Source organism: Kangiella sp., from assembly GCF_014762745.1.
In the GTDB taxonomy this organism is placed as follows: Bacteria; Pseudomonadota; Gammaproteobacteria; order Enterobacterales; family Kangiellaceae; genus Kangiella.
Window position 1 is genome coordinate 1 of record NZ_JABURJ010000050.1, and the last position, 21044, is coordinate 21044.

At 45.6% G+C, this 21044-nt stretch carries 21 protein-coding genes; 5 read left to right on the forward strand and 16 right to left on the reverse strand.

The window, feature by feature from the left end:
* Positions 1 to 207: 207 nt before the first annotated feature.
* The 4 genes from HUJ19_RS03275 to HUJ19_RS03290 are packed head-to-tail and all read right to left on the reverse strand — an operon-like array spanning position 208 to position 4287.
* Entirely contained in the window at positions 208 to 1242 is a 1035-nt protein-coding gene (locus HUJ19_RS03275) for a lipid A deacylase LpxR family protein (protein WP_290622256.1), read from the reverse strand.
* Between the two features lie 28 nt (positions 1243 to 1270).
* The gene (locus HUJ19_RS03280; RefSeq protein ID WP_290622257.1) at positions 1271 to 1699 is read right to left on the reverse strand and encodes a hypothetical protein; all 429 of its coding nucleotides are present in this window, start codon (positions 1697 to 1699) and stop codon (positions 1271 to 1273) included.
* 41 nt (positions 1700 to 1740) lie between these two features.
* Positions 1741 to 2334, reverse strand: a complete 594-nt coding sequence (gene smrA, locus HUJ19_RS03285; RefSeq protein WP_290622258.1) for a DNA endonuclease SmrA — start codon at positions 2332 to 2334, stop codon at positions 1741 to 1743.
* A 42-nt stretch (positions 2335 to 2376) separates the two neighbouring features.
* Positions 2377 to 4287 (reverse strand): ATP-binding cassette domain-containing protein, encoded by a 1911-nt coding sequence (locus HUJ19_RS03290; protein WP_290622259.1) that lies wholly within the window; start codon positions 4285 to 4287, stop codon positions 2377 to 2379.
* Between the two features lie 49 nt (positions 4288 to 4336).
* On the opposite strand from HUJ19_RS03290, the gene HUJ19_RS03295 reads away from it, so the two are divergent.
* Complete coding sequence (locus HUJ19_RS03295) at positions 4337 to 4969, forward strand: class I SAM-dependent methyltransferase (protein ID WP_290622260.1); 633 nt, start codon at positions 4337 to 4339, stop codon at positions 4967 to 4969.
* 100 nt (positions 4970 to 5069) lie between these two features.
* On the opposite strand, the gene HUJ19_RS03300 is transcribed toward HUJ19_RS03295, so the two are convergent.
* The 3 genes from HUJ19_RS03300 to HUJ19_RS03310 form a co-directional block, all read right to left on the reverse strand.
* On the reverse strand, positions 5070 to 5828 hold the full coding sequence (locus HUJ19_RS03300; protein ID WP_290622261.1) for a DUF4097 family beta strand repeat-containing protein: 759 nt from the start codon (positions 5826 to 5828) through the stop codon (positions 5070 to 5072).
* A 134-nt stretch (positions 5829 to 5962) separates the two neighbouring features.
* Positions 5963 to 7804, reverse strand: coding sequence for an AsmA family protein (locus HUJ19_RS03305; RefSeq protein WP_290622262.1), 1842 nt, complete (start codon positions 7802 to 7804; stop codon positions 5963 to 5965).
* Positions 7805 to 8079: 275 nt separating this feature from the next.
* Entirely contained in the window at positions 8080 to 9804 is a 1725-nt protein-coding gene (locus tag HUJ19_RS03310; protein ID WP_290622263.1) for a glutamine--tRNA ligase/YqeY domain fusion protein, read from the reverse strand.
* Between the two features lie 222 nt (positions 9805 to 10026).
* Between HUJ19_RS03310 and HUJ19_RS03315 the strand changes: the two genes are divergently transcribed.
* Genes HUJ19_RS03315 through dxs form a run of 3 tightly spaced genes read left to right on the forward strand, consistent with a single transcriptional unit; the run spans position 10027 to position 13032 of the window.
* Positions 10027 to 10275 (forward strand): exodeoxyribonuclease VII small subunit, encoded by a 249-nt coding sequence (locus tag HUJ19_RS03315; RefSeq protein WP_290622264.1) that lies wholly within the window; start codon positions 10027 to 10029, stop codon positions 10273 to 10275.
* Positions 10276 to 10287: 12 nt separating this feature from the next.
* Complete coding sequence (ispA, locus tag HUJ19_RS03320; protein ID WP_290622265.1) at positions 10288 to 11178, forward strand: (2E,6E)-farnesyl diphosphate synthase; 891 nt, start codon at positions 10288 to 10290, stop codon at positions 11176 to 11178.
* Between the two features lie 15 nt (positions 11179 to 11193).
* Positions 11194 to 13032, forward strand: coding sequence for a 1-deoxy-D-xylulose-5-phosphate synthase (dxs, locus tag HUJ19_RS03325; protein ID WP_290622266.1), 1839 nt, complete (start codon positions 11194 to 11196; stop codon positions 13030 to 13032).
* A 105-nt stretch (positions 13033 to 13137) separates the two neighbouring features.
* Here the strand turns inward: dxs and HUJ19_RS03330 are convergent, their stop codons facing one another.
* The 6 genes from HUJ19_RS03330 to ribH form a co-directional block, all read right to left on the reverse strand.
* On the reverse strand, positions 13138 to 13515 hold the full coding sequence (locus HUJ19_RS03330) for a hypothetical protein (RefSeq protein WP_290622267.1): 378 nt from the start codon (positions 13513 to 13515) through the stop codon (positions 13138 to 13140).
* Positions 13512 to 13994 (reverse strand): hypothetical protein, encoded by a 483-nt coding sequence (locus tag HUJ19_RS03335; RefSeq protein ID WP_290622268.1) that lies wholly within the window; start codon positions 13992 to 13994, stop codon positions 13512 to 13514. The genes HUJ19_RS03330 and HUJ19_RS03335 overlap by 4 nt, the downstream gene beginning before the upstream one ends.
* Positions 13995 to 14145: 151 nt before the next feature.
* Positions 14146 to 14619: a phosphatidylglycerophosphatase A gene (locus HUJ19_RS03340; RefSeq protein ID WP_290622269.1), complete on the reverse strand. Its 474-nt coding sequence runs from the start codon at positions 14617 to 14619 to the stop codon at positions 14146 to 14148.
* Positions 14620 to 14637: 18 nt separating this feature from the next.
* Complete coding sequence (gene thiL / locus HUJ19_RS03345; RefSeq protein WP_290622270.1) at positions 14638 to 15609, reverse strand: thiamine-phosphate kinase; 972 nt, start codon at positions 15607 to 15609, stop codon at positions 14638 to 14640.
* Between the two features lie 17 nt (positions 15610 to 15626).
* Positions 15627 to 16055 (reverse strand): transcription antitermination factor NusB, encoded by a 429-nt coding sequence (nusB, locus tag HUJ19_RS03350; protein ID WP_290622271.1) that lies wholly within the window; start codon positions 16053 to 16055, stop codon positions 15627 to 15629.
* Positions 16052 to 16537 (reverse strand): 6,7-dimethyl-8-ribityllumazine synthase, encoded by a 486-nt coding sequence (ribH, locus tag HUJ19_RS03355; RefSeq protein WP_290622272.1) that lies wholly within the window; start codon positions 16535 to 16537, stop codon positions 16052 to 16054. The genes nusB and ribH overlap by 4 nt, the downstream gene beginning before the upstream one ends.
* A 165-nt stretch (positions 16538 to 16702) precedes the next feature.
* On the opposite strand from ribH, the gene HUJ19_RS03360 reads away from it, so the two are divergent.
* Complete coding sequence (locus HUJ19_RS03360; protein ID WP_290622273.1) at positions 16703 to 18067, forward strand: SPFH domain-containing protein; 1365 nt, start codon at positions 16703 to 16705, stop codon at positions 18065 to 18067.
* A gap of 75 nt (positions 18068 to 18142) precedes the next feature.
* Here HUJ19_RS03360 and ribBA read toward each other — a convergent pair whose 3' ends face one another.
* Genes ribBA through ribD form a run of 3 tightly spaced genes read right to left on the reverse strand, consistent with a single transcriptional unit; the run spans position 18143 to position 21002 of the window.
* Entirely contained in the window at positions 18143 to 19261 is a 1119-nt protein-coding gene (gene ribBA / locus HUJ19_RS03365) for a bifunctional 3,4-dihydroxy-2-butanone-4-phosphate synthase/GTP cyclohydrolase II (RefSeq protein ID WP_290622274.1), read from the reverse strand.
* An 11-nt stretch (positions 19262 to 19272) separates the two neighbouring features.
* Positions 19273 to 19881, reverse strand: a complete 609-nt coding sequence (locus HUJ19_RS03370; protein WP_290622275.1) for a riboflavin synthase — start codon at positions 19879 to 19881, stop codon at positions 19273 to 19275.
* A 2-nt stretch (positions 19882 to 19883) separates the two neighbouring features.
* Complete coding sequence (ribD, locus tag HUJ19_RS03375) at positions 19884 to 21002, reverse strand: bifunctional diaminohydroxyphosphoribosylaminopyrimidine deaminase/5-amino-6-(5-phosphoribosylamino)uracil reductase RibD (RefSeq protein WP_290622276.1); 1119 nt, start codon at positions 21000 to 21002, stop codon at positions 19884 to 19886.
* Positions 21003 to 21044 lie beyond the last annotated feature (42 nt).

Genomic DNA, 21044 nt, shown 5'->3' on the forward strand with positions numbered 1-21044 from the left:
GAAAGTGTAACCCATGTATTTGGACTAAACTGTTACCCATGTTCTTGACATTACAGTGTCTTTTCTTTTGGTTCCTTTTCTTTGGACAAGCAAAGAAAAGGAACTCGCAGAAAGGCGAAAAAAATAATTTTCTTAATATTGAATTAGTACCATTAAATAATTCTAGAGCTATATCAAAGTACAAAATATGACTTTTAAAAGTAGAGCCTATAGTCGATAACTAATACTCAAAGACCCAAACCGGGCATTGCCCTTTCGTTCCTCAAAGGTGCTGGTGGTTTCGGCTATCGAAAACAACAGCCCCCAGTCTTTCCAGTTCCAGACAAAACCAGTTGAGTAGATCAGTCTTTCGTTCTTGATGGTAACCGATGGGCTATCTCGGAAGGTGTTGCCGTCGACAAAAATATCATTGAAGACATAGCGCGGCTGAACACCGAAAAAGACGTAATACTCTTCAGAATTGGTGCCTGCCAAAGGATTAATGCCGCGCCCAGGTAACACGCTGATAGAGGCATGCGTTCGAGCTAGATTTAATCCCCAGCGCACCATATAGGTTCCTGCGACATAAGAAGTATAGTTCCCGCCACTGGCTTCCAGAATGCCGATAAAATCAAGACCATGACCATCGCCATTGCTGATTTCATGACGCCAGCTGCGTCGCGCCTGTAGAGCAAAAACAGGCTCATTATGTAACTGGTAATCCCAGCCCATGGGCTCGTCAGAACCGGTAATTTTATGCACCACTTTCTGTGACTGCTCTGCCAATGAAGCGGGGCCAACCATACCCAGTACCAGGTTAAACTGATCCGCTCTATCTTCGGTCCAGGAATGGATCGTACCACGCCAGCCGAGAATACCGGCGTAAGGTAAATCATTGGGCTCAAAATTAGGATTGGTAATATCGGCAGGAGTTTGTATCCCTTGAAAGATACTATAGGTCGCAGCATTGAAGTGTTCCGCATCATCATGCACACCAAACACTTGAGCCATAGACTGTAACCACTCAGGACTATTGGTTTCCTCTAATGTCTGATAAGGCCCACGCCCCCAGCTATAGCCAAATCCATTGGTGTAACCGCCATCCTCGCCGGCAAACAGATCATTCTCAATGGTAATGGTGACAAAGGTATCCGGATCTTTGAGTTCCTGCTCTGCAAAAGGCAGATCATTGGCAGCAATGGATACGTGACTAAGGCACAAGACTAGACAGCCGATAAGCGCTGGCCACTTGTTAACATACATACAAAATCCTTGTGTTGGGATTATGAATTTAGTGGTTACTGCGGTTTTTAAACTTTTCTTTAACCTTGTTAACCACCTGCTCAGAATATTCCCCATTTTTCACTTCCTTGCGTATAGTCTCTTCGACGATATTTACTGCATCGTCAATCGTCATATAACCCTTTTTGTATGAACGACGATGTTTGAATAAATTAATATGGTGATCGCTGCGACGTCCCCAGGCCATTAACCGATCCCAATAGCTTGGCTGGTCTTTATCTCGCTCACCGAAGTCCAAAATATAACAAAAAAGTGCTACCGGCATTAATACGAAATCGCGAATAGCGTCTATACCTAATTTGACTTGCAATAAAACTAACTCTCTGGTTCTGTCCCAGGTATCCTTGTTGGCGCTGGACGGCTCTTCATGCTCAGCCTCAAGCTCAATCAAATCTTTATTATCAGAATGTTTGTCCATATTATTGTCCTCGCCTTGCTGCAACCAAGCTCCTGGCTTGATTACAGTTTCTTGCCAAAACCCTTATTAAATAACTCTCGGTTAATTTGTTTTTCTTCATCATTTTTCTTCAACAAAACATAAACCGAGCCCAGGCCACCATGCTGCTTTTGAGCCGAGTGAAAAGCTAGAACAGACTCATGCTGTTTCAACCAATGATTAACATGGCTTTTGAGTACCGCCTGCGGATGACTGCGCTCACCTTTGCCATGAGTTATCAGGACCGTCCGCTTGCCACGCTTCAAACTGCCATTGATAAAATAGAACACATCATCGCGTGCTTCCTTAACGCTGCGACGATGTAAATCAATATGTGCATCAATCGGATACTTACCCAGTCGCAACTTCTTATAAACCCCTTCCTGAACACCATCTTTTTTATATTCGAGCCAATCGTTCGGCAAAACCGGCTCAACAAAGTCAGTGCTTAAATAATTAGGGTCCACATTGGGCTTGCGTCCCAGTGCGGCTTCGCGTCGCGCCTGCTGAGCTATGCTTGGCCCTTCTTTCGACTGATGCAAATTGACACGATCATTTTCCAGGCGCTGAACATCGGACAACTCTTTTTTAAAAAGCTCAAAATCATCTTGTGACATACAACACCTCAATTCACTTGTAACTACTTTTTTACGACAGCTTTAGATGCCGTTCTTCATTGCTTCCAGCGCTTCCCAACGCTCAAACTTCTGCTCCAGTTCTGCTTCTAGCTGCTCCAACGCCTCTTTAGTCTGAGCAATCTTATCGCCATCCTGCTGATAAAATTCAGGATCGCTCATTTGAGCATGAATCTCTTCAATTTTCTGTTCAAGCTCAGCCAATACTTCGGGTAACTTATCCAGTTCAAGCTGATCCTTGTAACTTAACTTCTTCGTTTTCTTTTGATTCTTCTGAACAGGCTTTGCGTCTTGAGCAGAATCTTTCTGTTTTTCCTGAGCCAGCTTATTACCTGACGAAGCTGTTTTGTCCGCCGGCTTTTGTCGTAACCAATCGTCATAACCGCCTACGTACTCTTTAACAATACCATTTCCTTCAAAGGCAATTGTGCTGGTCACCACATTATTCAAAAAATCACGATCGTGTGAGACCAACATTAATGTACCCGGATAGTTATCCAGCATTTCTTCGAGCAGCTCTAAAGTTTCGATATCCAGATCATTGGTTGGCTCATCCAGAATTAACAGGTTCGAAGGCTTGGCTAATATTTTGGCCAGCAACAGTCGATTTCGTTCACCTCCCGACAATGCGGTAATCGGTGCGCGTGCGCGCTCAGGAGTAAATAAGAAATCCTGCAAGTAACTGATAACATGACGCGGCTGACCATTAATAGTCATCAAGTCTTTGCCACCCGACACATTGTCCATCGCAGATTGCTTTTCATCCAACTGAGCACGATGCTGATCAAAGTAGGCAATTTCTAATTTAGTGCCTAGCTTCACCTCACCACGATCTGGCTTTAACTCACCCAGCAAAATATTAATCAGGGTCGTTTTACCGACACCGTTGGGGCCAATAATACCGATTCGATCACCGCGCATGATCAAGGTCGAAAAGTCCTCAACTAAAGTTCGCCCTTCGTAGCCATGATGAATGTTTTTGGCTTCGATAACCTTTTTGCCAGACGCTTCCACATCCTGAGCCTGCATTTTCACATTGCCAATCAGGTTACGGCGTTCGGCGCGCTCTTTTCTGGCTGCCTCCAACCTTCTGACACGACCTTCGTTACGGGTCCGGCGCGCTTTTATGCCCTGACGAATCCACACTTCTTCCTGAGCCAGCTTTTTATCAAAGTCCTGATTTTGCTTTTCTTCAGCGGCTAACTGCTCTGCCTTTCTACGCAAAAAGTTTTCATAATCTCCTGGCCATGAAGTTAATTGCCCACGATCAACTTCAACAATTCGAGTAGCCAGGTTTTTCAGGAAGCGACGGTCATGGGTAATAAACAGCAAACTGCCTTCGTAGGCTTTGAGGAAATTTTCCAACCATTCAATAGACTCGACATCCAAATGGTTAGTCGGCTCATCCAGCAACAAAATATCAGGCTGCTCCACCAGAGCTTTGGCCAACAGGACCCGTCTTTTCATACCGCCCGACAATTCATCAAAAGATTTTTCAGCATCTAGACTTAATCGGTTAATCACCGTCTCGACTTTCTGATCCATCGCCCAGCCGTTAATCTCTTCGATCTTTTCCTGCACTCGTGCCAACTTCTGCATTGATGCATCGTCGGTGGATTGGGTTAAATGGTGAAATTCTTTAATCAGCGCCCCGGCTTCACCCAGACCTTCTGCCACAACATCAAACACGCTACCGCTGGTGCCTGATGGAACTTCCTGGGTGAGCTTTGCGACTTTAATGCCCTGTACAAAACGGATATCACCATCATCCGGAACAATCTCGCGGTTGATAACTTTGAGTAGCGTTGATTTACCCACGCCATTGCGCCCGATAAGACAGACCCGTTCACCGGGTTCAATGCTGAAATCGACTTTGTTGAGTAAGGCGGGACCGCCATAACTGACTTCGACTTGTTGTAATGTAACTAATGCCATTAAAATGATACTTTTCGTGTTTGCGCTATTTTAACGTAAAAGATTGCCGATGACTTGCCCTCTTTGCCTGAACCACCAAACTTTGCACTTTCATACCGACAAACAGCGGGATTACTTGCAGTGTCAGGTTTGTGACCTGGTGTTTGTACCCAAACATCAGCTGTTATCAGCCACTGAGGAGAAGTCTCAATACGATCTCCATCAAAACTCTCCGGATGATCAAGGCTACCGACAGTTCCTCTGTCGATTATTAAATCCATTGACCAAATACCTGCCAGAGCAGGCTCAGGGCCTTGATTTTGGCTGCGGGCCAGGCCCTACCCTATCCATAATGATGTCTGAACGCGGCTTTTCAATGGAGAACTATGATCCCTTCTATGCCAACCTGCCAGACCTGCTCGAGCGAAGCTACGACTTTATCACCAGTACCGAAGTCTTCGAGCACCTACATCAACCTTCTGAGACCATCCCGCTGCTCATGCAAATGCTCAAACCCGGAGGTATTCTCGGCGTCATGACCAAACGCTGGATTGATAAAGATGCCTTTGCGCGCTGGCATTACAAAAATGACCCAACCCATGTCAGCTTCTACTCGGATCAAACCTTTCAATGGATGGCCGATCAGTGGGACTTAAGATTAAAAATCATTTCGGCTGATACAGTGCTACTTTTTAAACCATAAACAACAGCCACAAAAAAGCGGATTCAATATTAGAATCCGCCAATCTAGTCTCAAACGATGACTAAGGGGTGTTCAACTCTTTCACTTTGTAGTTTATCGATTAATTCTTACGAAGCTCGATATCGCCATTAACCGTATCAAATGACAAGTTAGCGCCACCACCATTGTAGGTACCGTTCATTTCAGCCCCAACATACTCACCTTCATCCACTTCAATACCGAATTCATTACTCAGGTCGCCATTTAGGGTTTCTGAGGACAACTTGAAAGAAGCATCGGCAGGAGCGAACAGTGTGATATCACCATTTACGCTATCAGCGCTCACTCTTTGCGAGGAGCCTAAACGGTTCATACGAATAACGATTTTGCCGTTGACTGTATCGGCAGATACATCACCGGATGAACCTTCAATGGTGATTTTTCCGTTAACTGCATCGGCCTGAACATCACTGCGCATATCCTTAATGGTTATAGCGCCATTGACTGAGTCAATTGAATTTAGCTTGGCTTTATTGGGTACTTTCAAGACAAAATCAACTTCACCGGAACCACCACCCCAGCTAAACATGCCTCTGCTTTTAAAATCAACTTCGACATCAAAATCTTTTTCGCTATGGTCAATGATGACTTCGATACGCTCCAGATCTTTCTGGTTGTCCGCTGTAATAACATACTCCAGCGCGATCTCATCTTTGTCCCAACCACTGATATCAATGCTGCCGTTTATATTTTCTACCGAGACAGAGCCGGTAGCACTGAAATCATAAGTTTGTGAAAAGCTTTTGCTTTCTTCTGCCTGAGCAGCTGCACCAAAAACTGATAAAGCGACTATGGCACCTGTGTAGACTAATGTTTTCATTGTTAACCCTCATTATTTGTTAATACACCTTTTTGATGCCTTTCATTGGCAAAGGGTTTAGTTGCTTTTAAATCATTTAACAAAACGCCCTCAAATGAGGGCGCATAAAGTGACGATAGTGACACTATTGATTACTAACGTTTCTTTTTCAGAAAGTCACCGAGCTTATCCTCCAGCTCATCTTTGACTTTGTCTTCCAGCTCTTCTTTTTTCTCATCAATTTTTCCCTGATACTCCGCTTTTAAAATGGCTTCATAATCAATATTGGCCTTCGGCTCAGCCCAGGTGCCTTTCAGTTCAAAAGGTAGCTTCTTATCCTTTAATTTAGGATATTTAGCTTCGACCTGCTCCTTCAAAGCACCTTTTAGGACTAGCTGGAAACTACCACCGATACTTTCTTTATTGGCATCGGTCATAGCCTTGCCCACCAGATCAAACACTGGTGAGTTAATGGCAAAATTGGACAGGTCAATCACCCCATTGTTAGCTTTCAGGTCGCCTTTTAAGCCAGCAAATACGGTTTTGCCGCTGTAATTTTCTTTATTCAGGCTCTGTAGACTTAAACCGGAAGTAATCAGCTTTTCGATATCAATCCCCATCAGGGCCCCATCTGACAGGTTGATATGGCCGGTTCCATTAAGATTCTGCAACATCTGTTTAACGTCGGCACCTTTGGTTTTCATGTCCAGATCCAGTGCTCCGAGTCCTGATAGCCGCTCAAAGTCAAAGAATGCCGCTAGCAAATCTCCAATCTGGATATTGTTTAAGTCAGGCTGAATAGCCAATGCCAATGGCTTGCTGGCAAAGTCAACACTGGCGGTAGTTGCCAGATTGCCCTGGAATGCCTGCGCCTTGAAAGGGTCAAGGTGCAAAGTTGCTCCTTTGTTATAGAGCTTTGCTGATACCTGAGTGAACTGGGTATTTTTCAGGTTGAGGCTACCAATCGTCAGGTCACCCTGAATGCGAGACTGCTTGAGAAAGTCCGCCACTGGTGATAAATCAGCTTCCGCTTGAGCTTTGGTCTCTTTTTCCCCACTGGTTGCCATAAATTGATCCAGGGTCAAGCTATCTGCTGAAACACTGACTTTAATATCGTTTAGCCTACCCAGGCCAGCAGAAACTGTTAGCTGAGCGGACTGATTATCAAAAGTGACGGTGCCTTTATGCTCAATTTGTGTAGATTGATTGGCCTGAGAAACTGACAATAGTCCCTTTAAGCCAACCGATTGAACGCTGCTTGAAACATTATCAACAGTGGCTTCCATTTTCTGTAAATCAATTTGCTTAAAGTCAGAACTGACCTTTAAGTCACCCGCCACAGCCCACTTCATAACAGGCTTATTCACTTCACTGGCAATCTTGCCGCTGGCAGTCACTGGACGGAACTCTCCCGGACGGAAGTCCTCGATCATGAGCTGCTCTAAAGTAAGGCTTTGACTGAGCTTGTTATTTGCATCGAATTGATTGACGGTAAAATTGTTGAGTTCCAGCTTCTGCAGACTGAGCTCCATTGTTTTGCTTTCTGCACTTGCTTCCTGCTCGGTGGATTCTGATTCTGCTTTTTGCAAGGCTTCGGTAAAAGCCTGTAAATTCGATTTACCCTGTGGCCCCTGAGTCATATTCAAAGTGGCGTCACTCACTGATACGGCGCCAACTTCAATATCACCGCTAAACAAAGGCATCAACTTGATACTGGCAGATACCGCGTCAATGGTCAGCGCGGGATTCTGGTCTGGGAATAATGGCGGTTGGGATAAACTAATGCCGCCGGTTTCAATCGCCAGCCACGGAAAGAAGGTTAAGCTTAAATCCTGTTCAATCACCAGTTCTGCGCCGGTCTTTTCTTTAACCTGCTTGGTTAAGGTTGTTTTGAGCTGATCACTATTGAAGAAAATCATTAACGCCACAGCCGCCACAATAAACAGTACGACTACGGCAATAATCAGTCTAAGACTCCATTTAAATAGGGTTTTCATCACTAAATCCTGTAGAAATCAAACGGTTATCATTAGATTAACAGTTATTTATGATAGTTCCATGGATCTTTTGGCAAATATTTTGAACTTTTTTGCATACTGGCTGACAAACTTAACAGATAAGTTGTCATTGTTAGTTCATGGAATGTTACTTTTTAGACAAGCTTTTAGACCTAGCTCTTAGATATCAGAACCCTCAGAACTAGTCCCCCTAAAAGAGTTAAGGCCAATCGAAAGATTGGCCTTTTTATTTTGTGGACTTTATGTCAGTTAAACTAAGAGTTCGCTTCTTTATCCGACCAGGAATCGCGCAAGGTTACCGTGCGATTAAAGACCAGATTATCTTCCGAAAACTCATAACGATCTGCCGTGAAATAACCTTCGCGCTCAAACTGGAAACGATCTTCCGGCTTTGCCTGAGCAAGACTTGGTTCCACCATCGCTGTAATCACTTCCAGCGAGTCTGGGTTTAGCGCCTCGAGGAAGTTATCCATCGCGCCAGGATTAGGTACATTGAACAGGCGATCATACAGACGAATTGTCGCTTTCTTGCCGTGTTTAGCAGAAACCCAGTGAATCACACCACGCACTTTGCGACCTTCTGGATTTTTGCCTAAAGTATCTGGGTCATAAGTACAGTGCAGCTCCTTAACTTCACCATTTTCATCCAGAATCGCTTCGTTGGCTTTAATTACATAGGCATTACGCAGACGAACTTCGCCACCTTTGACCAGACGCTTATATTTTTTATTAGCACTTTCGCGATAATCCGCACGATCAATATAAACTTCGCGGCTAAATGGTAACTCACGAGTACCCATTTCTTCGAACTTCGGATGGTTGTTACCGGTCAGGATTTCTTCTTTATCTTCTGGATAGTTGGTAATAATGACCTTGATCGGATCGAGCACCGCCATACGGCGCTCAGTAGATTTATCCAGATCATCACGCACATTATCTTCCAGCAACGTCATGTCGGTCACACTATTGACCTTACTGATTCCAATCGCATCGCAGAAGTTACGAATTGATGCAGGGGTATAGCCACGACGACGCATACCTGAAATGGTAGGCATCCGCGGATCATCCCAGCCATCTACGCGTTTCTCTTCAACTAACTGGGTCAGCTTACGCTTCGAAGTGATGGTGTACGCAAGGTTCAGGCGTGAAAACTCAATCTGTTGCGGATGACAATCAATGGTGATGTTATCCAGTACCCAGTCATAGAGCGGACGATTCACTTCAAATTCCAAGGTACACAAAGAATGAGTAATGCCTTCCAGCGCATCCGAAATACAGTGGGTAAAGTCGTACATTGGATAAATGCACCACTTGTCGCCAGTGCGAATATGATGGAAGCGCTTGATGCGGTACAGAACCGGATCACGCATCAACATGTTCGGATGCGACATATCAATTTTGGCACGCAACACCATTTGTCCATCGGCAAACTCGCCAGCTTTCATGCGATGGAACATGTCCAGGCTTTCTTCAACCGGACGATTACGATACGGGCTTTCTGTGCCAGGCGTCTGGAAATTGCCGCGATTTTCAGCAATTTTATCGGCAGGTTGCTCATCCACATAAGCCTTGCCTTTTTGAATCAATTCTTCTGCAAAAGCATACAACTGATCAAAATAATCCGAAGCATGGCGCACTTCGCCTTCCCATTCAAAGCCAAGCCAGTGCACATCTTCCTGAATCGCTTTGGCAAATTCTTCGCTTTCTTTTTCTGGATTGGTGTCGTCAAAACGCAAATTACAGGGCGCGTCATAGTCACGCGCGATACCGAAATTCAGGCAAATGGATTTGGCATGGCCCACGTGCAGATAGCCATTTGGCTCGGGTGGAAAACGCGTATGCACTCGCCCTTCATTTTTATTGTTGGCAATATCTTCGTTGATCTTGTTACGAATAAAATTGGTCGGAGTGACTTTTTCCGCATTGCTCGTAGCATTAGCCGAACCATTGTCTTTAGTCTTGTCAGTCGCTGAACTCATGAATCTGCCATTAGGCGCAATATTGCGCGAATTAAGTAAATGTCTAGGATAGGTGGGGATTTTAGCGATATTTACAAGCTAATGCGACACTTGAGCCTGCCGAGTGCGACTTTTTTTACTGAAACGCCTCAGCCTTTAGCGACTTGGGCTAGCGCTTTCCTTTTGTAGACCAATATAGGACAATAAGGCCAGTTTCCACATCCAAACTTCGACTAAACACTTATGCCTGAGAAAAAAGCGTCTACAGCCAAAAAAGCCACCAGTGTTAACTTTGAAAGCCAGTTACAGCAACTGGAGACCATTGTTGAGCAGCTAGAAGGCGGCGAACTGCCCCTCGATGAAGCTCTTAAGGTTTTTGAAAAAGGCGTTAAGCTCTCCCGTCAATGCCAACAGCTACTCGCTGAAGCAGAGCAGAAGGTGACGATTCTGATGGAGAATCAAGAACAGGCCTTCGAAGTAGACGACCAATAATTTCTAGCCTCAATGACCATTTCTCAACAACTTGAACGCTGGCAAGACCGGATTTATCAGCTATTAACTACACGTCTGCCAAGCGATAACAATAGTCCACAAAGCTTACATCAGGCCATGCGCTACGGTGCGCTTAACGGCGGTAAACGCATTCGTCCGACGCTGGTTTATATGACCGGACAGGCGCTTGGTGCCGAACTTACCGATTTAGACAGCCCAGCGCTGGCGGTCGAGCTGATCCACTGCTATTCGCTGGTACATGACGACCTGCCAGCGATGGATGATGATGATTTACGCCGTGGCAAACCGACCTGTCATATTCAGTTTGACGAAGCAACGGCTATTCTGGCCGGTGATGCGCTGCATACTCAGGCTTTTGAAGAGCTGGCCAGCCATCCGTTTTCGGGCAAAGCCAAGCCTCAACAGCTACAGATGATTCAACTGCTGGCGCGCGCCAGTGGCTCATTAGGCATGGGCGGGGGTCAGGCCATTGACCTGGAATCCACATCAAAGATGATAGACTTGGCGACGCTGGAACAGATGCACCGCATGAAAACCGGTGCGCTGATCAAAGCTAGTGTGCTATTGGGTGCCCTCTGTGCAGGCCAGCTGAATGAGCAGGAACAAAGCGCTCTTGAGCAATATGCCGATGCGATTGGGCTGGCGTTTCAGGTTAAAGACGACATTCTGGATATTGAGTCAGACACCAGCACCCTCGGTAAACCGCAGGGCTCTGATCTGGCCAAGGATAAAAACACCTATCCCGCCCTGCTTGGCCTCGATGGTTCCAAGCAAAAATTAGCCGATTTATTGGATTTATCCCTACAAGCACTGGCTAAGTTGCCGTACAATACCGAGTCCCTCGCCGAGTTGGCGAATTATATAGTCAATCGTAACGCTTAATTGCCGCAAAACCCTATGAGCTCTGAAAAATACCCATTATTAATGCATATTGACTCACCTGTTGACCTCAGGCAGTTGGAAAAGTCGCAACTGAACGAAGTTGCCGACGAGCTACGTCAGTACCTCATAGATACGATTAGCCAGTGTGGCGGTCACTTTGCGGCAGGTTTAGGAACGGTTGAACTCACCGTAGCCCTGCACTATATGTTTAATACGCCAGACGATCGCATTGTCTGGGACGTGGGCCATCAGGCTTATCCGCACAAGGTTCTGACTGGTCGCCGTGATCAACTACAGACTATTCGCCAAACCGATGGCTTACATCCTTTCCCGGTGCGTACCGAGTCTGAATACGATACTTTCGCAGTCGGCCACTCCAGCACCTCAATCAGCGCTGCCCTGGGGATGGCGCTGGCAGCCAAACAACAGGGCGAAGATCGCCACTGTGTAGCAGTCATTGGTGATGGTGCACTGACAGGTGGTATGGCTTTCGAGGCGATGAATCATGCAGCCGATACCGATGCCAATATTCTGGTTATTCTGAATGACAATGAGATGTCCATTTCAGAGAACGTTGGTGGCTTAAACAAATATCTTGCCAAGTTACTGGCTGGGCGTTTTTATCAACGCGTCCGCGAAACGGGCAAAAAAGCATTACACAACATTAAACCTCTGTCTGACTTTGTCAGCCGTGCTGAAGAGCACATGAAAGGCATGGTTTTGCCTGGCACTTTGTTCGAGGAGTTAGGCTTTAATTATAACGGCCCAATTGATGGTCATGATCTGCCTACTCTATTAAATACTCTGAACAATATTAAAGAGCTACAAGGTCCGCAGTTTTTACACATCGTTACCCGCAAGGGTAAGGGCTATGAGCCAGCGGAAAATGATCCGATTGCCTATCACGGCGTACCGATTTTTGATCCAAAAGATAACAGTCTGCCGAAAGGCAAAAAACCCAAAACCTATTCCAACATCTTTGGTGATTTTCTGTGTGATATCGCCACTAAAGATGAACGCGTGGTCGGCATCACGCCAGCCATGCGTGAAGGTTCCGATCTGATTCGCTTCTCACGCGAGTTTCCTGAGCGTTATTATGATGTCGGCATTGCTGAACAGCATGCAGTGACAGTCTCTGCTGGTTTGGCTTGTGAAGGATTAAAACCGGTTTGTGCCATTTACTCAACTTTCTTGCAGCGCGGCTACGATCAGCTGATCCATGACGTTGCACTACAGAATCTTGATGTATTGTTTGCCATAGATCGTGGCGGATTAGTCGGTGGCGATGGCGCCACTCATAACGGCGCCTTCGATCTAAGCTATCTGCGCTGCATTCCAAACATAGTCATCATGACACCGAGCGATGAAAACGAATGTCGCCAATGTTTATATACTGGCTATTTGTACGAGGGTCCAGCAGCCGTGCGTTATCCGCGCGGTATGGGTAGCGGCATAGAGCCAGAGCAAACGTTTACCCCATTCCCGATTGGTAAGAGCAGCATCAAACGTCGCGGAGAAAAAGTGGCCATACTAGCCTTCGGCTCAATGGTGCAAACCGCCATGGAAGCCGCCGAGCAAATCCACGCCACCGTCGCCGACATGCGCTTCGTTAAACCATTGGATGAAGAGTTAATCAGACAATTAGCCGAAACCCATGATCAATTCATCACCATTGAAGAAAACGCCATCATGGGCGGCGCAGGCTCAGCCATCAATGAATTCCTATTGAATAACAACATTCAAATCAAAGTTAAAAACTTAGGCATTCCCGATCGCTTCGTTGAACACGGTGACACTAAAGAATTATTGAAAAGAATTGGCTTAACAGCAGACGATATTATTAAGAGCTTGTAGTTTTATTAAGTTTTTATAGGTTGGGTTAGCCTCTTGGTGTAACCCAACATCAACTAACATATAGACTTTAGGCTACATGTTCTACCCAACCTATGTTTTATTTCTTCAGCTACCAGCGAACTCAGATAACTTAACTTTTTCCTTACTATCCTTTATCAACACCTTATTTATATCAATTGGTTCGGATAACTTAATAACCACTGTATTCACATCTCCCTGCTCTGCTTTGGCAGCAACATCACACTCTTCCTTTATGCCACATCTAACGACTTCAATTTCCAACTCACCATCGTTTGATAATATGTAATTGATACCGGGTGAATAATATAAAGTTTCAAGAGGTATTTGATACTCAAGCTCTAATTGGTTTTGACTCATTTCATACTTAATATTACTAACATCGCTTATCGAATAGACCATGCCATTTACCTCCATGCTACACCCCCATAAAAAAACACAAACCATTAGTAAATATTTATTCATCTCAAACTACTCCCTCTAGGCCGGTACAATGTAGGATTAGTTCTTGAGGTTGGCCGCTCAGACTCTAACTCAAGAATATGCTCACCTAGCTCTCTAGGCGTTTCAAAACCAGCCCAGTCATCTGCATCAATATCAACTCCTACAACTTCTTCAATAAGTTCGCTTGCCCATGAGGCGCAAGTATTGGTGTAACGCCAAGTAACATTTCTTTTTAATGCTTGCTCTAACTTTAAGGTTTGCAGAGATGTTAATTGATAGAAGCGACTTGCTTTGGGAAATCTTGTTCCCTCTAAACCAACACGAATATCGGTTTGATCACCGTTATCCACTGTTCTTGGATGCTCATCAGGCCACAGCCCATAAGCGGTGACTTGACTGCCACGAGTCACCGTTATCCACGCATGACCAGAGGTGAAACCATTCGCATTCCCTGCCACATTGCTATGGATACCTAAGGTAACCCTCTCTCTATTTTGCATATAATTCTCCCTTTTTAGAAAAGAGAGAAATTATAATCTAAAATAAATCTCAAAGTTAGTATCTTGGTTCAACTTTTAATAATTATTTCTCTAAAGAGAATTGTTAGAGTTAGAGGGCTCTAGACTCTGTGTGCAACTTGCCTTCCGACAGTTAAATAGTGATCAACACTAGCCCCTGCAACACCACCCACGCAAAAATACCGGCCAACAAATCGTCAATCATAATGCCGAAGCCACCGTGGACTTTTTTGTCGAGCCATTTGATCGGCCAGGGTTTGATGATGTCGAAGATGCGAAACAGGATGAAGCCTACAATCGGCCAGATCCAACCTGTTGGTGCTGCGATCATGGTTACAAAATAGCCGCAAAACTCGTCCCAGACGATGCCTGGATGATCATGCACTCCAAGTTTCTTGGCGCTGTAATGACAAATGCCGATACCGAGAATGCTTAACAGTATAGTTGCTGCGATATACCAGGGAAGGCTTAACAATGACAAACCATACCAGAGTGGGATAGCCACCAAGGTTCCCCAGGTTCCGGGGGCTTTTGGTAGCAGTCCTGAGCCAAAACCAAAGGCGAGGAAGTGAATAGGATTTTTAAAGACTGTTTGGCTCAATGACATGATAAGTTCACTATTAATTTATTCGGAGAAATGTTGCCAGCCCTGGCGCTTTGGTTTGTAAGGCTTGCCATCCAGCATCAATTGAATTTCAGCTTCTTCGCCAGCCGTTATCGAACCGATACGATGGACATTGATGTTAAGGTCTTCTGCCAGATTGAGGATCTTGTTGCGCATACTGGGTTTGGCGGTAAAGCATAATTCGTAGTCATCGCCACCATTCAGTGCAAACTCACGCGCACCTTCCAATCCTGCAAATTCAGTTAACTGCTCAGATAAAGGTAATGACGAAACTTTGATTTTGGCTGAGCAATGACTCTGTTCAAGAATATGCCCAAGATCTACCAATAGGCCATCGGAAACATCAATGGCAGCATGCGCCAGCTTGGCCAGTTTTTTAGCAAAGACTATTGGCGGTTTTGGACGCAACAATTGTTGCCATAAATAATGCTCCGCATTATTGAGCTGTCGCGACTGTGCTTTGCCATGCAGACCTAAAGCTGCGGCAGCATCACCCAGATAACCGGTGACCCAGATATCATCATCCAGCTGAGCAGATTTTCGTAGCAAGGCTCTGTCAGTTTTTACCGTACCGAGCACATTGATGGTAATGGTTAATGGGCCCTTGGTGGTATCACCACCAATCAGTGGAATATCAAATGCTGTGCTCGCTTGCTGTAAACCGTCACTAAAAGCTTTAAGCCAATCTTCTTCTACTTTCGGTAAAGCAATCGCCAAAGTAAAACCCAACGGTTTAGCACCCATCGCCGCCAGATCACTCACATTGACTGCTAGCGATTTATAGGCGATGTCGGCCGGATTAATGTCTGAAAAAAAATGAACACCCTCAACCAGCGTGTCGACGGAGGTGACCAGTTGGCGTTTGTCAGGAATGGAAAGCACAGCACAGTCATCACCTACTCCTTCGATCACTGCGCCTGATTTAGATTGGCTAAAACTGAAAAACTCCTTGATCAGCTCAAACTCTTTCATGATAAGACTTTTTTGTTTTATTCGTGTGGACGTAAATCTTTGCTGATTTTATCGAGCACACCGTTCACAAATTTATGGCCGTCGGTAGCACCAAAGGTTTTCGCCAGCTCAATACCCTCGTTGATAACCACTTTTTTAGGAACATCGATACGCTTTTTCAATTCAAATGCTGATAGGCGAATAATAGCGCGCTCAATCGGATCGATACCTTCGATGTCTCTCTCCAGCGCTGGAGCCAATGCCGTATCTATTTCATCAAGATTGGTTAATACGCCAGAAAACAACTCCTGAAAGTAAACCGTATCGACTTTTTTAGCATTCATGGTAGTCAAATACTGGGCTTCGATCTCATTCAAGGGATTGCCAGTCATTTGCCACTGATAAATTGCCTGGATAGCATATTCTCTTGCACGGCGACGCGCAGCGGGTTTAAAGGTTGTACTCATGAGCGTTTCTCTTTTAGTGCGCGAGTTAAATTAATCATTTCGACAGCTGTTGCCGCGGCTTCGCCACCCTTGTTCATTTTTGCCGGGTTAGCGCGTTCTTCAGCCTGCGCTTCAGTATTAACCGTTAAGATTCCGAAAATAACCGGGATGTCGTTATCCAATGATGCGCGCATCAAGCCAGAACTCGACTCAGCGCAGACATAATCAAAATGCGGCGTGTCACCACGAATCACTACGCCAATCGCAATTACAGCGTCAAACTGGCCCGTTTTGGCAACCTGCTGTACTGCGTAGGGTAATTCATAAGCCCCCGCCACATCAAATAACTCAATATTCTCAGCCGGAACTTTAAGTTCCTGCAAACGCTCTTTCGCGCCATTAATCATCTGATTAATGATCGGAAGATTAAAGCGGGCATGCACAATAGCAATACGGCCACCCTGATATTGTGTTGCAGAAAAGTCTAACTTGAAGTCGCTCATAACACTGTAAATTACGAAAAATTATCGCGTATTGTAATATGAATAGGTCCCTTTGAGTATGATTATCTTAAAGAATCCTATATATTACGCCTGTTCTACGCTTTATATGGCACCAAGGACACAATAAAAAATATATTGAATATATCGTAATAAGGAATACTAATAATGAAACTTCCAAAACCTAACTTTTCATTTGCCAGCCTTTATAAAAATAGCAAACTGCTGATTGGTGCTGGTGTGGTTTTTGTGCTCTACATCGTCTTACGCAACTCAGTGTTTTACGCAGAACCGGGCTATGTCTATCACGTACGGACAATTTTGGGGAATGAACACGCTGTCAGCGATGTTGGCTACCAGTTTTTCTTCTTTGGTCGCTGGAATTCATGGAAACGTGCGACAACAGTTCAGGCGGTACTGGGCGGCCATGATAATAATGTCAGCGCAGAATTAGAGTCTGCTCAGGGCGGTAGTGCCAGTCTTCCACCATTAAACATCATGTTCCTCGATCAGGTCGACGCTGATGCCCAGGCCACCGTTAGATTTTCGATCCCAACCGACCAGGAAGGCTTCCTGAATCTTGCTCATGAGTACCGTACGCCAGACAACTTCCTACGTACAGCGCTCATTCCAGCTTTCAAGGAAACCCTGCAAGCAACCGCTTCCTTGATGAGCGCAGAAGATTACTACTCAGGCGGTCGTACCGAGTTCAATACCGAATTCGAAAACCAGATGGCTAATGGCATTTATATTGTTCGTCGCGAGGAACGTCGTGAAACGCTTCAGAAAGAGCGACTATCTTCCGCCAACGCAACGCTAGGCAAAGATCAGAAAGAATACGATGATGAAATCAAAATCTCTTTTGAAGTCAAAAAGCGCTTAGATGAGAACGGTATTCCACTACGCAAGAAACAAAAATTCACCGGCTTTGGAGTACAGGTAGTTGATGCGCGTGTTACTGATATGCGTCCCAACTCACGCTTTATTGATCGTATGCAGTTAAAGCAAAAAGCATCTGCTGATCGTGCCATTGCCCGCGAACAGCGTATTCAGGAAGAAGAGCAGCGCCTGCTTGCCATTGCTCGTGGTGAGCGCGAGGTGGCCGAACGCCAGGCCGAAGCTAAAGTGAATCAGATTCAGAAAACCACAGATGCAGAGACGGAAAAACAATTAGCTTTAACAGAAGCACAGAAGTTTAAGGAACAGGCAGAAATTCAAAAGGTTACGGCCGAAATCCAGTTGGGAAAAGCGCGCATTGAAGCAGAAACTAAACGGACACTGGCTGATGCCGAAGCTTATCAGAAAAAAGTGATTCTTGAAGCTGATAATGCCTTGGCGCAGAAGCTTGAAGCTGAGATAGAAATTCAAAAATTATGGGCAGATGCCTTTGCCAAACGTCAGGTTCCGACCAATGTCTTTGGTAGTAATGGCAACACGCCAACTGGCTCTGACTCAGAAACAAAAGCCTTTATGCAGATGTTGACTCTGGATGCGGCCAAGAGACTGAGCTACGACAGAGATATTAAAAAGTAATTATTGAAAGCTAAAAAAATCCCGCCAATTGGCGGGATTTTTTTCAGACTCTCTCAATAATTTACTGTTCTGACTTTATTGTTCCGGTGCTATGTTCTCAACAATTTCCAGACCATAACCCGCCAAACCAGTATATTGGCTACCTGAACTGAGTAAGCGCATTTTATGTACGCCTAAATCAGCGAGGATCTGAGAACCGATACCAACAGTGCGTTTTTTCTGACGCTTTTGTTCCTGAGTCAAAGTCTCACCCTTATCTTCCTGCTCAAAACGACGAATCCGATTAAGAACCTCTTCGCTTGATTCTTTATTGGCCAGCACGACCACAACGCCTTCACCTTCTTTAGCGATACGCTCAATCGCTTTACTCAAGCCCCAACCCGGCTTTCTGCCACGCTGCGCTTCAAGCAAATCGCCTAAGCTATCGGTTAAGTGAACACGTACTAACGTTGAAGTATCATTCTTTGGGTTGCCTTTAACTAAAGCAAAATGCACCTGCCCATCAATGGTGTCACGGTAGGTGTGCAAACGGAATTCACCATGCTCAGTTGGCCAATGACACTCACTCACCTTTTCCACAGTTTTCTCTTTAGTAGAACGGTATTCAATCAGATCGGCAATGGTACCGATTTTCAGATTATGTTCCTCAGCGAACTTTTCCAAGTCAGGACGACGCGCCATAGTGCCATCTTCATTTAGAATTTCAACAATCACTGCGGCTGGCTCAAAACCTGCCAGGCGCGCTAAATCACAGCTTGCCTCAGTGTGACCGGCACGATTCAGAACGCCACCGGGTTTCGCCATAATCGGGAAGATATGACCCGGCTGTACGATGTCCGATGGTTTTGCATTCGGCGCTACCGCCATTTGTACGGTACGCGCACGATCAGCAGCAGAGATTCCTGTCGAAACACCCTCGGCGGCTTCAATGGACACCGTAAAGTTGGTGCTAAAGCGCGCACCATTCTGTTGCGACATCAGCGGCAAGTTCAACTGCTCACAGCGTTCGCGCGTCATCGGCAAACAGATTAGTCCACGGCCATAACGCGCCATAAAATTAATATCTTCCGGGCGTACCTGAGTGGCGGCCATCACCAAATCGCCTTCATTCTCACGATCTTCGTCATCCATCAGAATGACCATTTTGCCCTGACGGATATCTTCAATAATTTCTTCGATGCTATTTAATTGCATAGTTCTCACACTTATTGAGGTTTAACAGCTCCAGTCTGCATCAAGCGCTCTAAATATCGAGCAATGAGGTCAATCTCCAGATTGACCCTGGTTCCCACCTGATAACTGTCTGCAATGGTTTCTTGCAGTGTATGTGGGACCAGATTGAGGAAAAAACAATCCTCGTTCAATTGGTTGACGGTCAAGCTGGTGCCATCAACCGTAATCGAGCCTTTAATGGCGATATAGTGTAACACGTCTTTTGGTGCTCGAATGGTGTACTGAATTGAACGTCCGGCATCTTCAATCGCCACTACTTCGCCAATACCATCCACATGGCCACTGACCATGTGACCGCCGAAACGGGTCGTTGGCAGCATCGCCTTTTCGAAATTGACCGGCTGATGCTCCTTGTAATGAGCAAAGCAGGTGACTTTAATGGTTTCTACCGACACATCCGCTGCAAAGCCGTCCTGGTATTTCTCGATCACAGTCAGGCAGACACCATTGCAGGCAATGCTGTCGCCCAGCTCTACGTCGGACAAATCCAATTTACCCGTCTGAAAACGGTAACGCGCATCATCACCCTTGGGCTCAATGGCGGCAATATAACCAGTAGCTTCAATAATTCCGGTAAACATAACTAAACCTTTTTAAAATGATAGGTTAGGCGCAAATCATCGCCTATCTGCCGAACATCACTCAGCGACAGTTCGATATTCTGCTGCATGGTTTCAAATGGTAATTGCATCATTGGCCTGGCGGCACTGCCCATCAGTTTTGGTGCCATATACACCGCCAGCTCATCAATCAGCCCCTGCTCTGCAAAAGCACCCACCAGACCACTGCCAGCTTCAATCAACACATCATTGATTCCAGCGTCCGCCAGTATGGTCAGCAAAACCTTTAAATCTACTTTATGGTGACTGACACCATTCTTTCCTGGCAATAAGGCAACTTGTTTCTGCTCAACATTGGCGGGATAGTCTTTGGTCGATACATTGCCGGTAATCAACCAGCAAGCACCTTCGTTAGCGAATATGTTTGCATCCGGTTCGACAAGATTTTGTGAATCTATGATGACTCTTAAGGGCTGGACAAAATGAGGGTTAGCGGTATAGGCCTGTTCGCGAACATTCATGGAAGGGTTATCAATAACCACAGTACCCGAGCCAGTAATAATGGCGCCTGATTCAGCTCGTAAGCGCTGCACATCACGTCGAGCTGCCGCCCCGGTAATCCATTGACTTTCACCGCTTGCCATGGCGGTCCGCCCATCAAGACTTACAGCAACCTTAGCCACCACTCTGGGCAGACCTTTGGTCATGCGTTTTATAAAACCAGGATTCAGTTTTTCGGCTTCTGACTGCATCAGGCCATGCTCAACCTTGATTCCTGCATCAGCCAGAATCTGCATACCTTTGCCAGCCACCAATGGGTTCGGATCCAGCATGGCTGCAACCACTCGTACCACTCCAGCCTTGACCAGAGCTTCGGCGCAGGGACCGGTTTTGCCATAATGAGCGCAAGGCTCCAAAGTCACATAGGCGGTAGCACCTTTTGTGGCATCGCCAGCTTGCTGGAGCGCGTTGATTTCGGCGTGGGCAAAACCCGGTTTTTCATGCCAGCCTGCGCCAATGATTTGCCCGTCTTTTACCAGAACACAGCCCACCCTAGGATTGGTTCGGGTCGTAAACCAGCCTTTACGAGCCAATTGAATGGCCCGTGCCATATAGCTGGAGTCTTGTGCGGTAAAAGACATATCAGGTTTGAATGACCTCAGACATGAAGGAGATTTGAAGTT